The 16592-nt window shown below is 38.0% G+C and carries 16 protein-coding genes; 2 read left to right on the top strand and 14 right to left on the bottom strand.

Annotated features, from left to right (window positions below):
• Nucleotides 1-23: 23 nt before the first annotated feature.
• From B6D67_RS09655 to argR, 14 genes are all read right to left on the bottom strand, one after another.
• Nucleotides 24-1583 carry a glycosyltransferase family protein gene (locus B6D67_RS09655; RefSeq protein WP_010922751.1) on the bottom strand — a complete coding sequence of 520 codons (1560 nt, stop codon included), beginning with the start codon at nt 1581-1583 and terminating at the stop codon, nt 24-26.
• A 412-nt stretch (nt 1584-1995) separates the two neighbouring features.
• Complete coding sequence (locus B6D67_RS09660) at nt 1996-2301, bottom strand: DUF1292 domain-containing protein (RefSeq protein WP_002982199.1); 306 nt, start codon at nt 2299-2301, stop codon at nt 1996-1998.
• 11 nt (nt 2302-2312) lie between these two features.
• Entirely contained in the window at nt 2313-2732 is a 420-nt protein-coding gene (gene ruvX, locus B6D67_RS09665; protein WP_010922752.1) for a Holliday junction resolvase RuvX, read from the bottom strand.
• A complete protein-coding gene (locus B6D67_RS09670; protein WP_002982194.1) occupies nt 2729-2998 on the bottom strand; it encodes an IreB family regulatory phosphoprotein in 270 nt (89 codons plus the stop codon). The genes ruvX and B6D67_RS09670 overlap by 4 nt, the downstream gene beginning before the upstream one ends.
• Nucleotides 2999-3110: 112 nt before the next feature.
• Nucleotides 3111-3509 (bottom strand): transcriptional regulator Spx, encoded by a 399-nt coding sequence (gene spx, locus B6D67_RS09675; protein WP_002982188.1) that lies wholly within the window; start codon nt 3507-3509, stop codon nt 3111-3113.
• A gap of 290 nt (nt 3510-3799) precedes the next feature.
• Complete coding sequence (recA, locus tag B6D67_RS09680) at nt 3800-4936, bottom strand: recombinase RecA (protein WP_010922753.1); 1137 nt, start codon at nt 4934-4936, stop codon at nt 3800-3802.
• Between the two features lie 88 nt (nt 4937-5024).
• On the bottom strand, nt 5025-6296 hold the full coding sequence (locus B6D67_RS09685) for a competence/damage-inducible protein A (RefSeq protein ID WP_010922754.1): 1272 nt from the start codon (nt 6294-6296) through the stop codon (nt 5025-5027).
• A 68-nt stretch (nt 6297-6364) separates the two neighbouring features.
• A complete protein-coding gene (locus B6D67_RS09690; protein ID WP_010922755.1) occupies nt 6365-6925 on the bottom strand; it encodes a DNA-3-methyladenine glycosylase I in 561 nt (186 codons plus the stop codon).
• A 9-nt stretch (nt 6926-6934) separates the two neighbouring features.
• On the bottom strand, nt 6935-7531 hold the full coding sequence (gene ruvA / locus B6D67_RS09695) for a Holliday junction branch migration protein RuvA (RefSeq protein WP_002992186.1): 597 nt from the start codon (nt 7529-7531) through the stop codon (nt 6935-6937).
• A gap of 1 nt (nt 7532) precedes the next feature.
• Complete coding sequence (locus tag B6D67_RS09700; protein WP_010922756.1) at nt 7533-8753, bottom strand: MDR family MFS transporter; 1221 nt, start codon at nt 8751-8753, stop codon at nt 7533-7535.
• Between the two features lie 10 nt (nt 8754-8763).
• A complete protein-coding gene (mutL, locus tag B6D67_RS09705) occupies nt 8764-10746 on the bottom strand; it encodes a DNA mismatch repair endonuclease MutL (protein WP_010922757.1) in 1983 nt (660 codons plus the stop codon).
• 128 nt (nt 10747-10874) lie between these two features.
• Nucleotides 10875-13430, bottom strand: coding sequence for a DNA mismatch repair protein MutS (gene mutS / locus B6D67_RS09710; RefSeq protein ID WP_029714114.1), 2556 nt, complete (start codon nt 13428-13430; stop codon nt 10875-10877).
• Nucleotides 13417-13623, bottom strand: coding sequence for a YlbF family regulator (locus tag B6D67_RS10620; RefSeq protein WP_010922774.1), 207 nt, complete (start codon nt 13621-13623; stop codon nt 13417-13419). Before B6D67_RS10620 ends, mutS begins: the two co-directional genes overlap by 14 nt.
• A 142-nt stretch (nt 13624-13765) precedes the next feature.
• Nucleotides 13766-14203, bottom strand: coding sequence for an arginine repressor (argR, locus tag B6D67_RS09720; protein WP_002982171.1), 438 nt, complete (start codon nt 14201-14203; stop codon nt 13766-13768).
• A gap of 290 nt (nt 14204-14493) precedes the next feature.
• On the opposite strand from argR, the gene argS reads away from it, so the two are divergent.
• Together argS and B6D67_RS09730 are read left to right on the top strand one after the other, a co-directional pair.
• Nucleotides 14494-16185: an arginine--tRNA ligase gene (gene argS, locus B6D67_RS09725; protein ID WP_002991367.1), complete on the top strand. Its 1692-nt coding sequence runs from the start codon at nt 14494-14496 to the stop codon at nt 16183-16185.
• Between the two features lie 87 nt (nt 16186-16272).
• On the top strand, nt 16273-16581 hold the full coding sequence (locus B6D67_RS09730) for a bacteriocin immunity protein (RefSeq protein ID WP_002991370.1): 309 nt from the start codon (nt 16273-16275) through the stop codon (nt 16579-16581).
• The last annotated feature ends 11 nt before the right edge of the window (nt 16582-16592 follow it).

Genomic DNA, 16592 nt, shown 5'->3' on the forward strand with positions numbered 1-16592 from the left:
GAACACAATATATTGATATTAAATTACTTTTTCTGATAAACAATAAAACTTTTTGTCGTTATCTGTTTATCTACTTTGTAATTAGTAGATAATACTTTTTGAATGATTTTAGGCAGGTTTTTATAGCGATTAACAACGATATAAGCAGCCTTATTTTCTAATAATTCATCTTCTAATATTTTTCGATGACTCTCTTTTTGCGTATTGATGTCAGGAGAACTAAATTGAGAAACAGATTTAGCTTTACTGTCCAAATAAATTTTAGAAGTATCATCCCAAACATAAATAGATTGAGTTTTATTTAGTTTCTGTTCTAAATAACTAGCAATATGATCACGCTCCTGATTAAGAGGAATACTACTAATGAAACAATAAGTAGAACAGATTAGTATTGTCCCTACAATTAAAATTGGCAAATAAAAGTGTCTCTTAAGATAAATCATCATTACTCGACCAACACCATTTTTACCATGACGTCTGCGATGACTACTCTGACCTAATCCTATACCATACTGATAGCCAACAGGAATAGCAGTCAAAATTAATCCAAAAGGTAAAAGAGGTAAAAGATGATAGGGGCGATAGTCTTGTGAAAATATAGCCACAAGTATAGATTCTAGAATGACCATGACAAATAGCCACTTGACGACCCTATCAGAATTGTTTTTAAATCGCCTAATGACATTCTCCATTCCCGTCAAAAGACCAAGCCCCAAAGCGAAGAACAACTGAATAGCCAGTCCAAAAAGCAACGATAAGTTTCCTGATTTAAAAAAAGTAAAAGGATAAATCATCGTTTGTGATAAATAAGGATTTAGCACTTGTAAGTTCAAAATGAAATATCCTGCTGTGTAAAAAACTAAAATCATTCCAAAAATCGAAGCTAGCAGTTGATAAAAACCTCTTGCAAGATGCTTTTGGCTTATATTATAAGAAAAAACTGTCACACAAGCAAAAGACCAAAAGATAAGGGTACTCGGGTCAATTAGCATTGCAAGAGCACCTACAAAGCCAAAAAGAATAAATGCCTCATCTTTCACTAAACAGGCAAAATACTTAGTTAAAAACCAAGCCGATATTAATATAAATGGCATAGCCAGTTGAGTAGGATACAATCCCCCAAAACCAAGACTAACAGATAATAAATAGTAGCTAATTGAAAAAGTTAAAGCCACTTTTTGAAAGCCTGTCATATAATTAATGAGTTTATAAAGATATAAACCAGATAAGTAAAAACAAAACACCTGAACAAAGACTAGCCAAAGTGTCGATCCCAAATAATAACTTAATGCAATGATAACAAAGTAAAAGAGCCCTCCTGTTGTAAAAGCAGCACTATAGGGAAGTTGCCCCTTCGTTAACATCATTCCTATATATAAGTTTTGGGACTGAAGACCATTGGCTGCATCTGTTAAAAAAGGTACTGCAATTGTTAAAGAACTGATAATAATGCTAAAGAAAAGCAGATAGCATTTATGAAGCCGAGGTACTTTAGTTTCATATTGAGTGGTGTGTACTCGTGGGCCATCGTTGGCCAGTTCTATCGTCTCTTTTCGGATGAATTCATCGTTTAACTCGATCACTATTTTTCTCCTTGAAATATCATATTCTCTAACGATTCAATAAAAGCAATATTTCTTCATATCACTAGTCTAACATAGCTATTATCCATTATTTTTTAGTATGAGATAAATAACATGACTTTGTATTGCACATAGCAAAGTGACAGTACATAAACAAAGTAAGTTGAAAAATGATATTATCGTCAAAGAATATTATAAAACAAGTATAACAGAATCTTTTATTTAGTCAATTTCTGATATATTTTCACATACTGTAATAATTCTCTAAATATATGCAAAGGTTTAGCCTTATAATTATTAATAAATTTATCATTTAATTCTTTTATCATTATCACCTCCTGCTTATTTATTCGAAAATAACATTAAAAAAATAGCCCTCACGGCTACTTTTTAACATAGTGTCACTAACAATTTAGTTCTCATCTAGAAAACTATTAAATACCTCTTCAATCATATCCCATTCAGCATCTGAATCCTCAGGAATCGGTTGTAAATCCCCTTCAGTACCATCTTCATTTTCAGTAAATGAATAGGCTTGGATTTCAATTTCACCAGACTCATCTTCTTCAGATCCCGCTGGAACCAAGAGAACATAATTTTTACCAAACTCTTCACGACCATCAATTGTTAATAAAATTTCAAACAAGGTTTCATTTCCTTGTTCATCCACAAGTGTGATAACTTCGTGTTGGTGGTCATTTTCATGATTATGTGTCATTTTTTATCTCCTTAAAAATTCCGATTTAAATAGTTCTGTAAAATGAGTTGTGCAGCTAATTTATCAATGACTTTTTTTCGCTTACCACGACTAATGTCAGCTTGCTCAATAAGCATACGCTTTGCCTCAACAGTCGTCAATCGTTCATCTTGATAATGGACTGGAAGTCCAAAGAGGTGCTCTATGTGGTTTCCATAAGTTATACTTGCATCAACACGTGGACCATTGGTGTTATTCATATTTTTTGGCAATCCAATAACAAACTGTTCAACTTGGTACTGCTTAACAAGCTCTTCTAAACGTGTAAAGCCAAATTCTGCTTTTTCCTCATCAATCTTGATAATTTCAAGTCCTTGGGCTGTAAAGCCAAGAGGATCACTAATAGCTACACCAACCGTTTTCGAGCCAACATCAAGTCCCATTATTCTCATTTAACATCAATTCCATTTCCTTGTAAATAGTAGCGAACAAGTTCTTCTACAATTTCATCACGTTCATATTTACGAATCTGATTTCGAGCATCATTATAACGAGGAACATAAGCTGGGTCCCCACTCAAGACATAACCAACAATTTGATTAATTGGATTATAACCCTTTTCATCAAGTGAATGATAGACTGCTGTTAATGTTTCACTAATTTGTCGTTTGTCGCCATCATCCAACTTAAAGCGGACTGTTTCATCTGTAAATCCCATACTTACACCTTCTTTCTAAAATTAAGTGCTATGCTTTATTATAGCTTATTTCTATTAAATAAACAAGAATTTCAAGCGAAGAAGGTATTTAAAAAAAGCTCTACAAGAGCTTTTAGAGTGCAGCACGTAATCGTGCTTCAGTATTTTCAATATTACGAATAGAGCGAGGTAAAAAAGCACGAATATCGTCTTCTTTGTAGCCTACTTGCAGACGTTTATCATCAATCAAAATGGGACTTTTAAGGATGCGCGGGTTATCTTGAATCAAATCAATAACCTCACTAACACTTAATTCTTCAATATCGCAATCGAGAGCTTTGGCATAACGATTTTTAGATGAAACAATGCTCTCCACTCCATTTTCGGTTTTTGATAAAATTGCTAAAATTTCTTCTTTAGTTAGCGGTTCTTTTCCTAAGTTCTGTTCTTTATAAGCAAGCTTATGGGCATTTAGCCAAGTTTTGGCTTTCTTGCAGCTCGTACAACTTGAAATCGTGTAAATTTTAATCATGTTGCTGACTCACTTTCTATTTCGTGATAGCTTTATTGTAGCACAGTTTCTTATCTATAAATATAGGTCTTTGGACCTATTTTTTTAATTTTAAAGATATTATCTTTGTAAAATAAGGTTTTTCACCTGTATTCCCTTGAATTATTAGTTATTTTAATTTTATATCAGTTAACCTAAGTTCTGCTCTCTCACATCTTTTTAAATGATGGTTTCTATTCACCCACACACCTATGAACAGTAGTCCTACTAACCTTTAAAAATACATTTTAAAAAGCCCTGAAGGGCTCTTTTTAATCTTCAATTTCAATACCATTATCTAAATCTAAAGCAAGATCATCGGTTTCTTCTGATGCTACTGCCATAGCAGATTCTTCTTCGCTTTCTTCAAGCAAACCAAATTTAACACGTACTTTAAGGTCGATTTCATCAAACAATTCTGGGTGATCGGCCAAATAACGCTTAGCATTTTCAGAACCTTGGCCAATCTTCTCACCATTATAAGAGAACCAAGCACCTGCTTTTTGGATAATGTCCAAATCAGAAGCAATTTTCACAAGCTCCCCTGTACGAGAAATACCTTCCCCATACATGATTTCAACTTCTGCTACCTTAAATGGCGGAGCGACCTTGTTTTTAACAACCTTGATTTTGGTCTCCTTACCAATACTGCTATCTTTTTGGTCACCAGTTCCTTTAATTTGAGTTGTTCCACGCACATCCAGCCGAACAGAAGCATAGAATTTCAAAGCTCGACCACCTGGTGTTGTTTCAGGATTTCCAAACATCACACCAACTTTTTCACGCAATTGGTTAATAAAGATAGCGATAGTTTTTGTTTTATTAATAGAAGCTGATAATTTACGCATGGCCTGACTCATCATACGTGCTTGCAATCCGACATGGCTATCGCCAATATCACCATCAATTTCAGCACGTGGCACTAAAGCTGCTACTGAATCGACAACAACCAGATCAACCGCACCAGAATCAATCAATTTACCTGCAATTTCAAGTCCTTGTTCTCCAGAATCTGGTTGAGACAAGAGGAGTTCATCAATATTAACCCCAAGCGCAGCAGCATAAGCTGGATCAAGCGCATGCTCGGCATCGATAAAGGCTGCGATTCCACCTTCTTTTTGAGCTTGTGCTACAGCATGTAAAGCCACAGTCGTTTTACCGGAAGACTCTGGACCATAGATTTCGATGATACGTCCTTTAGGATAACCACCAGCTCCAAGCGCAATATCAAGAGCTAGACTTCCTGAACTCATAACCTGAACTTTTTGCTCTGCACGTTCTCCTAATCGCATCACTGCACCCTTACCAAAATCTTTTTCAATATTTTTCAAAGCATCATCAAGGGCTTTGCGACGTTCGTCACCAAACTTCTTAGTGATTTCTTCATTCTTTTTTAATTTTTTTGCCAATACTTTCTCCTCTTTTTTAACAAACCATCGTCAGCAGGATTAATCTACATAATTGTAAACCATATCCTACTATAGCTACTAAATAACATTATAGCAAATTCTCAAGTTTTAATAAAGTTTTACGGACCATATTAAAAGCATGTAAAGTAGCGATATAGCGCACATCCAAACGACTTCGCCCGCTAATCAAAACCTTTATTGATTCTACCTTATTTTGAGTGGCAAGACCAATGAAAACTGTACCTGCAGGCTGTTCCTCCAACATATCTGGTCCGGCAACACCTGTTAAACTTACCCCAATATCAGCACCAGTCAATAACCTTGCTTGCTCCGCCATCCCCTCGGCCGTATAAGCACTAACAACGCCATGCGATTTCAACTCCTCTAAAGGAAGGCCTAGCATTTTCGCTTTTTCTTCCATGCTATAAGTCACAAAGCCTCCATTGAATACTTGAGAAGCTCCTGGAAAACTCGCCAAAGTTGACTGAAATAATCCCGCGGTTAGACTTTCTGCTGCTGTAATTGTCTTATCATATTTTACTAAGAGCTCAAATGTCTCACGCGCTAAGGAATTATCCTCCCCATAGCCATAAAAGACATCAGCTAAGGGTTGACCTTCAAGAGTTTTTCGGGATAGTAGCTGCGCTTCTAGCTGACCTAACTTTTTATCTGCCAGAGCTTGGTTTTCAGTTTTTGTTGATAAGCGAAGAGTCACTTCGCCAGTCTTAGCATACGGAGCAATGGTTGGATCAGTTTGATTCTCAATAAAATCTGACAAGACTGTTACCAACTGACTTTCCCCAATACCAAAAAAGCGTAGTACCTTTGAATACAATGTACTGTATTGTTTTGACAGAAGTGGTACCAATTCTTCATTTACCATCGGCTTCAATTCACTTGGAGGACCCGGTAAGACAACATAACTAATACCATCGACTGTGATGAACCCACCAACCGCAAGACCAGTTTTATTTGGCAAAGGGATTGACCCTTCAATCACTTGTGCCTGTCGCTCATTATTTGGTGTCCGTGATGAAGGCTTGCGCTTAGCAAAAAAGTCATCTAGTTTCTGACAAGCTTGCTCATCATAAACCAAGTCTTTCCTAAGGTACTTTGCTAAAGTTTGTTTGGTTAAATCATCTTTCGTTGGACCAAGGCCACCACATAAAATTACCAAGTTACTACGCTGACTAGCAGTTGTAATCACTGAAAGTAAACGCTCCTCGTTGTCCCCAACAGCCGTTTGAAAATAGACATCAATACCTAGCTCTGCCATTTTTTCCGACAGAAATTGAGCATTGGTATTCACAATTTGACCAGTCAAAATTTCGGTACCTACTGCAATCAGTTCAGCTTTCATTTCCCCACCTACTTATCTATTCGTAATCTGATCTCATTTTATCAAAAAATCTTCCAATTCACGAAGAATTAGAAGATTCTATTGAAAACACAAGCCTCTTCATGGTCATTTACCAGACCCGATGCTTGCATAAAAGAATAAACCGTTGTAGGCCCTAAAAATTTAAATCCTCTTTTCTTTAAATCCTTAGCTAAGCGAATAGATAATTCTGTTTGAGCAGGAACAAGATTCTCTTGATTGACAAGGTTGTTAATTGGCTTTCCCCCAACAAAATTCCAGAGATAAGTTGAAAAACTACCAAACTCTTTTTGAATTTTCTGTACTGCGATAGCGTTGTTGACAGTTGCTGCTAGCTTTAGCTTGTGGCGGATAATGGATGGATTCTCTAAAGCATCAGCCATTTCCTCCGAGGTAAAGGTTGCAACCGATGCAATGTCGTAATGATGAAAAACAGTTCTGAAAGCTTGGCGTTTTTTCAAAACAGTCAGCCAGGATAAGCCTGACTGGTAACTTTCAAGGCACAGCAATTCAAAAAAATCTCTATCATCATCCAGGGGTTGACCCCATTCTAAATCGTGGTAATCACAGTAAAGCTGGTTATCCTTAGGAACCCATGAGCAACGTTTCATGTGAAACACCTACCCTTTCATTAACAGTTTCAATGCTGATTTGATGTATTGCTCTGCCGTCTCAGAGGTCCCCTCAAAGAAGGCACGAATTTTTTTCAGCTCTTTTGCTTTATAACCGAGAGCAAGGAGGGCTTCAATCGCTTCGTCCAGTTGAGTATTGCCTGCTTTATTGCTGCGCGCTTTGGTATGACCAGTCTCTTGTGGAGCCTCCACAAATTTGCCAGCTAAGTCAAGAACCATTTGCTGCGCTGTTTTTTTACCAATTTTAGGAAATTTCATTAGGTACTTAATGTCACTGTTATCAATGGCATTCACAAGTCCCTCATTATCATCAACTGCCACAATAGCAAGAGCTGTTGTCGGACCAATACCTGATACAGAAATTAATTTCAGAAAAACATCTTTTTCATCTTCCGTGTGAAACCCAAACAACAGGTGAGCATCCTCACGAATCACTTGATGCAGATAAATGGTTACCAATTGGTTGACACTATCTGTAAAGCTATAAGGATTGGCAACATTAATCATGTAGCCCAATCCATTAGCTTCAACGACAATGTATTTTGCCGTAATTTTGGTCAATTGACCTTTAATATAATCGTACATATTACACCTTTTTCATTTTTGCAGAAACAACCGTAAAATAAATCCCTAGCAAAGCAATGACTGCAAATAAGCATTGCACGCCTAAAGGACCTGTAAAATGGCTGACAGATACTAGTAGACTAGCCAAAATAGCACCTAGGGGTTGTGCCATTGACACAAAACCTGTATAAGATCCTATTTGGGAATGATCCATCATATCAGCACGTAGGACTTGACTAGCAGAAACATTTATCATTTCCCCAAAAGTTAACAAAACAACTGATAACCAGATAGCATAGAACTGCGTAAAGGTAAATGACAAGAGCATCCCTAGAGTAAATAGTAAAGAACCAACCACAAGCTGAGGTAATAGTTTCCATTTTTCCGTTAATTTATTTACTACTGTCATGAAAAGGACAATCAGCAATGTATTAGTTAAAACCATTAATGATAACATTTTAGAACTAGTTACTTGGAAACCTAACACAGCCGTTGGCTGAAAATACAGTTTCAAATGGACTGGCACATAGTTATCCATCTGCATCCAGATACTACCAGAAAAGATGGCACCTAAGGTAAACAAGACAAAGGCACGATCATGAAACACCTGACGGTAGTTCTGAAAACTCGCCAGTAATCCTTTACCATGGTCAAAAGCGTGTGTTTCTGGTCTAGTTTCATCAAAACAGTAGTAAGCAACGCCAAAACAAAGTACATTGACGAGTAATAAGGCTACTAACAAGGCTAAAAAATGATGGTCATAAAAAAGCCCAGATAGCCCTGCACCAAACATGACGGCAATATTGATAAACCAATAATTGATGGTGTAAACAAATCGACGATTACTCTCATCAGTCAAATCAATCAACATAGCTTCATAGGCAGGACCATAAAAACTAGAAGCAATCTCTACCAATAAAATACCCGCAAAGGTTAACCAAGGAATAGCCGCATTAGGCAAATTAGCTAAAATAGTCAGAAACCAGCCTAGTGTTGTTCCTACTGACCCAATCATAATGACTTTTTTGCGACCAAGAGCATCTGACAGATGCCCACCGTATAAAGTTCCAACAAATCCCATCAAACTGGTAATCATCATTAAGAGGCCTGTCCAAAACGTACCAAAGTAAGTCGTATAATACATGGCCATAAAGGGAAAGATACTACTGCCTAAGGTAATGGTCACAAAGCGTACCAGTTGCCTCAGCTGAATCTGCTTAGGAAGGTTTAAAAACTCTTGCATCTCATCCTCTCTAATATTTTCCTAGCTCTCGCAGGCTAGTGTGATTTTCTTGAATTCGACGGAACATTTTTTCCATATCTGCCTTACTAAAATTAATCAATACGGGTCTACCATGAGGGCAGTTATAAGGATTTTGACATTGGGCCAATTGCAGTAGCAGATTTCTTGCTGAATAATCATCCAAGCTATGATTTGCCTTGATAGATCGTTTACAACTCATCATAATAGCTAACTCTGCTCGGTAAGTTTTAATAGATACCTCATTGGTTAGAAGTAACATGTCACACATTTCATAGACACCAGATGCAATCTCTTCTTCTTTCATCCAGATAGGATGCTCCCTCAAAATGAAAGTATTGTGCCCATAAACTTCTAAGAAGATACCAACTTCATTTAAGAGTGCCATTTTCTCCTGTAAGTTAATGAAATCAGAACCAGAAAACTCAAACAAATAGGGCACCAACAATTGCTGTAAACTACTGTCAACCTCACCTATCTTATCACGATAATATTCGTATTTAACCCGCTCCTGGGCAGCGTGTTGGTCAATTATAAATAAACCATCTTTTCCCTGAGCAAAGAGATAAGTTCCGTGCATCTGACCAAAATAATCCAATTCGGGAAACACTGATTGCCCTTCATTTTCCAAACGGGTTAGCATTTGAGATAACTTTTGTCTGTTTTTTAAGTCAAGATTAGGATGATCAGTCTCGGTAAAGGTATTCTGGGGACGACTTGCGTGTTTAACCGAAGAAGGTCCTATAACTTCTTCTGAGTGGGGTAACAGCTCTACTTTTTCAACCTTTACACTGTTGTCAACAGCGCCGGAATAAAAATCAGTTTCAGGTATTTTTTCCGAGACAGCCGACTCTTTGACAAAAAAGTCATTCTTTTGAGGATCATAATAAAGTCCCCTAGACTGTAAAGGAAGTTGTGTTTGCTCTGGTTTAGAGAAATGTCGTGTGCTTGATTTGGCTAAATTTTCCAGAGCATCTGGAATCAAATCTTGTTCCTTAAGACTCTCTGAAATAGCCGTGCTAATTAAAGCCATTAATTCACGCTCTTTTGAAATACGAACCTCTTGTTTTGTGGGGTGAACATTGACATCGGCCAAATAGGGATCAATCTGAATATCAATCACAACAATTGGGAAACGTCCAACCATGAGCTTAGAACCGTAACCATCAAGAATTGCTCGATTAAGCAAGAAATTCTTGATGTAACGCCCATTAACCAAAATCGTCATGTAATTACGGTTGGCGCGTGTCAACTCTGGCAAGCTAACATAGCCGGAAACTTCAAAATCCAAATCAGCATTAGAGATAGCCAGCATTTTTTTGGTAGTATTCAAACCATAAATCCCTGCAATTGCTTGGCGTAAATCGCCAGTTCCTGATGTCTGAGTTAATTGGCGACCATCACTAATCAGTGTGAAAGCAACTTCTGGATGTGCCAAACTCAACCGGTTGACCACATCTACAATGTGAGCTAATTCTGCCTGTAAACTTTTCATATATTTGAGACGAGCAGGCGTGTTGTAAAAAAGGTTTTCAACCTTAATTTTGGTTCCAGTAGGAGTTGAGATCGCTTCAAGTGTCTCAATTTCCCCACCAGTAGCTATAAGAAGAGAACCGTGAGTGACTTCTTTTGTTGCTGTTTTTATCGTGATTTTACTGATAGAGGCAACAGACGGTAAAGCCTCTCCACGGAAGCCAAGTGTTCTAATTCTAAACAAATCACTCTGACTCTTAATTTTACTAGTAGCGTGGCGACGCAGACTTAAAGGTAAATCTTCATGAGACATTCCCTCACCGTTGTCTGTAACCTGTATCATCTTAAGGCCAGACTCTTCAATTTCAACGGTAATCTGGCTACTTTTAGCATCAATAGCATTCTCAACCAATTCCTTGACAACACTCGCTGGCCTTTCTACAACTTCACCAGCTGCAATTTGGTTGGCGAGAACTTCCGGTAATTCAATAATGTTTGTCATAATTTCCTCGCATTCTTATGGACTATTATAACACACTTAATAAATAGCCGAAGGCCTCGGACCGTTTTTGACAGAACAAAAAGATGCCTTCAATATAGAAAGCATCTTTTTCATTTTCAGCTGAAAGACTATAACAACTTTTTCAATTCGTAAAGAGTTGTCATTGCTTGAAGCGGGGTCATGTTCATGACATCAATAACTTCCAGTGCTTGCCTAATCTCATGAGCTTTCTCTTCATCACCAAAAAGGGATAATTGCCCCTGTCTAACAGCGCTGCTTGACTCAACTTGTGAAGGGACTGATATTATCTCAGTAGATCGTGACTGTGTTTCTAAACGGGTCAGAACTTCGTCTGCTCTCTTTAATAGGGATTTTGGCAGTCCTGCTATTTTTGCCACATGAATACCGTAAGATTTATCCGCCGGTCCCTCAGCAATCTTATGAAGGAAGGTAACATCGCCATCTTTTTCAAGCGTTGCTACATGAACATTGACTAGACTTGTCAACTTAGTTGACAAGTCTGTCAATTCATGATAATGCGTTGCAAATATGGTCTTAGCACCAACTCTATCATGGATATATTCAATAATTGCCTGGGCTAAAGCCATACCATCATAAGTTGCCGTGCCTCGTCCCAGTTCATCAAATAGAATAAGAGAGTTGTCACTTGCGCGTTTGATTGCTTGGTTTGCTTCCATCATCTCCACCATAAAGGTTGATTGCCCAGAAATCAAATCATCAGCAGCCCCAATACGCGTAAAAATCGCATCAAATAAAGGTAAATCAACATGATCAGCAGCCACAAATGAACCCATCTGGGCCATGATAACCGTTAAGGCCAGCTGTCTCATATAAGTCGACTTACCACTCATATTTGGACCTGTAATCAGCTGAATACTGGTCTGTTGGTCAAAAGAGATACTATTGGGAATGTATTCCTGCACTCCCATAACCTTTTCAACAACCGCGTGACGACCTTCTTGAATTGTAATCACATGATTATCATTGAACTGCGGCCGGATATAATGATTGGTTTCAGCAACGACTGCTAAACTTTGCAAAACATCTACCGTTGCCAAAATTTTAGCCAGTTTCTGTAAACGATTAATATAGGTTTCAACTTGAGCTCGAATACACATAAAAATATCGTATTCTAAACTAGATGACTCTTCCCTAGCCTCTAACATCTGACCTTCAATCTTAGCCAATTCTGCTGTTCCATAACGTTCAGAATTTTTTAAAGTTGCCTTTCTGAAAAAATGCTCGGGAACTAAGCTAAGATTTGAATTCGTAACGTGAAAATAATAACCATCTTTTTTATTGTAATCAATTTTTAGGTTATTAATGCCACTTGCTTGACGCTCTTTGGCCTCAATATCCGCAATCCAGCCTGTCCCCTCTCGCATTACTTTACGATAATGGTCCAAGCGCTCATCAAAACCATTGCGGATAATACTTCCTTCACTAATAGTTGCTGGTGCATCTGGATCAATGGCTGTTCTAATCAAGTATTCCAACTCAGGCAAACTGTCAATATCATTGACAAGTTTGTCAACACAAGGACTGTCAAAAGACTCTAAGATAGCTTTGATATAAGGCACTTGAGCTAAGGTATGCCCCAATTGAAGTAAATCTTTCGGATTTGCCTTGCCAAAAGACACGCGACTAGATAAGCGTTCGATGTCGTAAACACCTTTTAAACTATTGCTTAAATCGGTTCGCTCAATAAAAGCATTCAGAAAAACTTGAATAATTTCTTGACGCTCTAAAATAGCTTCTTTAGAAACCAAAGGTCGATCAATCCATGAGCGCAAAAGCCTCATCCCCATAGCTGTCTTGGTTTCATCTAACAGCCAATAGAGACTTCCATGTTTTTTATTAGTCCTAGCATTTTCTACCAAATCTAAACTTGACTTAGTGGCATACGACATCTGCAAATAATCCTTGATCTCATAGTGAACCAATGCTTGCAAGTGGCTGAGTTCTCGCATTTGTGTTTTGTGAACGTATTGCAAGAGTTTTCCTGCCGCTGTCAGTTCTACCGTTGTCAATTGGCCGTCAATTAAAGATTTATCTTCATAGACCGTTTCTTCATAAGAAAGCAGCAAATTCATCTGCTTGACCAAAATCGTCTGTTCTTCTTCAGATAAATCAAAACCTAGTAAGACTTCTTTCGCCTTGAGGTTTTGGATTTCGCTACGAACACTCGTAAAGTCCGCCAAATCTGTCACGCAAAATTCACCTGTGGATACATCCATATAAGCCAATCCATAACGGCAACCATCAAAGTCAACAGCTACCAAAAAGTTATTGGCGCTATCTGGCTTAGCTGAATCCACAACCGTTCCAGGAGTTATGACTTGAACGACCTCACGCTTCACCACCCCAACAGCTTGCTTTGGGTCTTCCATTTGTTCTGCGACAGCAACCTTGTAACCCAACTCAATTAACACATCAATGTATTGTTGGGCAGAATGATGTGGCACGCCTGCCATAGGAATTGGATTTTCCGCATTCTTGTTGCGACTGGTCAAACCAATTTCTAAGAGTTGTGCTGCTTTGACAGCGTCCTCGTAAAATAATTCATAAAAGTCACCCATCCTAAAAAGCAAAAAAGCATCTGGATAATCTTTTTTGATGTCCAGATACTGTTGCATTCCAGGAGAAATGTTAGTTTTTGCCATTTGTTAACTCCTTGTTTAACTGATCTTCTATACGTTTGGTGATATACTGAATCACATCACTTGCATCTTGCATCTTTTCTCGATAATCATCAATTAATGGCTGATGACTGAGCCTATCTTCTAGTTCTTTTGCCCTGCTTGCAGATACTGTCGCAGCCTTTTCTTTATCTATTTTTTTTGAAAAGCAGGGCATCTTGTTGATAGCGTTTCATCTGATAAGCTTACTTTTTAAAATCATGGAGCTTAGACAGCTATTGCTGCACTTCTTTATAAGCAACGATACTAGAATTCATGGATAGCAAGAATCAATTGTGTCAAAGACTCTTAATAGCTAGTCATAGGCCTGCAGCCAAATCTTTTTCAAAGCGTTTAGCAATCTCTTCGTCTCTGCAAATCACAAGCAAGGTATCCGCACCAGCAATGGTTCCTAGAATATCTTCAATGGCATCATTGTCAATCAAATTAGCTAGAACATCAGCCTCTCCTAAATTGGTATGGAGAACCAGCATAAAACCTGCTCGATCAACTTTCAAAACATAAAAACGCACCTCAGGACTAAATGGTGTTGCAACGGGTTCAGACAAACTATAATAGAGTTTGCCTTGTTCATCTCTCAATTTCAAAAGGCCAATTTCTCTTAAGTCCCGAGATAGAGTTGCTTGGGTGACCACAATGCCTTCTTTTTGAAGGTGATTTTTAATATCTTCTTGTGTGCCAATATGCTCTGCTTGAATGATTCGCTTAATCTGCTGTTGACGCTCCATTTTATTCATGATATATCACCCCAATTGTATAATTATCCTCTCAAATTATAACAAAAAAAGTGTATTATTTCATCTTCGCCCAGCTATTTTCAGCAATTTTTTATCAAATTCAACTAGAATTTCACTTGAAAACTGTTGAAAAGAAACCTCATTTCTCTTTTTATAACATTTTCAGAAAAACAACAACCTCAAGCAATTCATTTCCTTGAAAGTTTCAGTATAATTTATCAATCCTCTCCTCGTTTATTTTAAAGAAATATGTTAGAATAGGGTGACAAACAATTTTTAGGAGACGCTGTATGGATACTAAAACTCTAATCGCAAGTGAAATAGCTAAAGTTGTTCCAGAATTAGAACAAGATGCTATTTTTAACTTGCTTGAAACCCCAAAAAATTCTGACATGGGAGACCTTGCCTTTCCAGCTTTTAGCTTAGCAAAAGTCCTTCGCAAAGCCCCTCAAATGATTGCTAGCGAGTTAGCTGAACAGATTGATGAGAGCCAATTTGAAAAAGTCGTAGCTGTCGGCCCTTACATCAACTTTTTCCTTGATAAAGCTAAGATTTCCTCACAGGTCCTTGAACAAGTGATTACAGCAGGTTCAGACTATGCTCAGCAAGACGAAGGTCAAGGGCGAAATGTTGCTATTGACATGTCAAGCCCAAACATCGCTAAGCCATTTTCAATCGGTCACCTCCGCTCAACAGTTATTGGTGATAGTCTCGCTCACATTTTTGCCAAAATGGGCTATAAACCTGTAAAAATCAATCACCTTGGTGACTGGGGTAAACAATTTGGTATGCTCATTGTTGCCTACAAAAAATGGGGAGATGAAGCTGCTGTTCAGGCACATCCTATTGATGAACTCTTAAAACTTTACGTTCGTATCAATGCTGAAGCTGAAACTGATCCCACCGTTGATGAAGAAGCTCGTGAATGGTTCCGTAAATTGGAAGATGGCGACAAAGAAGCTACTGAATTATGGCAATGGTTCCGTGATGAAAGTTTACTTGAGTTCAACCGACTTTATGACCAATTACATGTCACCTTCGATAGTTACAACGGTGAGGCCTTCTATAATGACAAAATGGATGAGGTTCTTGACTTATTAGAAGCTAAAAACCTTCTTGTAGAATCTAAAGGTGCCCAAGTTGTTAATCTTGAAAAATATGGTATTGAACACCCTGCCTTGATCAAAAAATCAGATGGCGCTACTCTTTACATTACCCGTGACCTAGCTGCCGCACTTTACCGTAAACGCACTTATGACTTTGCTAAATCCGTTTATGTTGTTGGTAATGAGCAAGCTGCTCACTTCAAACAATTAAAAGCAGTGCTAAAAGAAATGGGTTACGATTGGTCAGATGATATGACACACGTTGCTTTTGGACTTGTCACAAAAGGCGGTGCTAAATTATCAACACGTAAAGGTAATGTTATTCTTCTTGAACCTACGGTTGCTGAAGCCATTAACCGTGCAGCTTCTCAAATTGAAGCGAAAAATCCAAACCTTGCTGACAAAGAAGCTGTTGCACACGCTGTTGGTGTCGGTGCCATCAAGTTTTACGATCTCAAAACAGATCGTATGAATGGGTATGACTTTGACCTTGAGGCCATGGTTTCCTTTGAAGGAGAAACTGGACCTTATGTTCAATACGCTCACGCTCGTATCCAATCTATTCTACGTAAAGCTGACTTTACGCCATCTGCAACCACCACTTACAGTTTAGCTGATGCTGAAAGCTGGGAAATTATCAAACTTATCCAAGATTTCCCACGCATTATCAAGCGAACATCAGATAACTTTGAGCCTTCTATTATGGCTAAATTTGCTATTAACTTAGCCCAAAGCTTTAACAAATATTATGCTCACACTCGCATTCTCGACGACAACTCAGAACGTGATAACCGCTTAGCTCTCTGCTATGCAACTGCTACTGTTCTTAAAGAAGCGCTTCGCTTACTCGGTGTTGACGCACCAAATGAAATGTAAGTAATAACATTACTAAGGCTGTCACATTTATGACAGTCTTAGTTTTTTATATTATAATAATAGCACAATATGTTACAGGAGAATGCCATGCCATCAGAAAAAGAAATATTAGATGCTCTTAGTAAAGTTTATAGCGAACAAGTAATACAAGCAGATGATTATTTTCGTCAAGCGATCTTCGAGCTCGCCAGTCAACTTGAAAAAGAGGGGATGAGCTCACTCCTAGCTACAAAAATTGACTCACTTATCAATCAATACATCTTAACACATCAATTTGATGCTCCTAAAAGCATATTTGATCTTAGTCGCTTGGTAAAAACAAAAGCTAGCCATTACAAGGGAACTGCTATATCAGCTATTATGCTTGGTAGTTTCTTAAGTGGGGGACCAAAATAAAAATACAGGCT

Origin of the sequence: Streptococcus pyogenes (assembly GCF_002055535.1) — a bacterium.
Classification (GTDB): Bacteria; Bacillota; Bacilli; order Lactobacillales; family Streptococcaceae; genus Streptococcus; species Streptococcus pyogenes.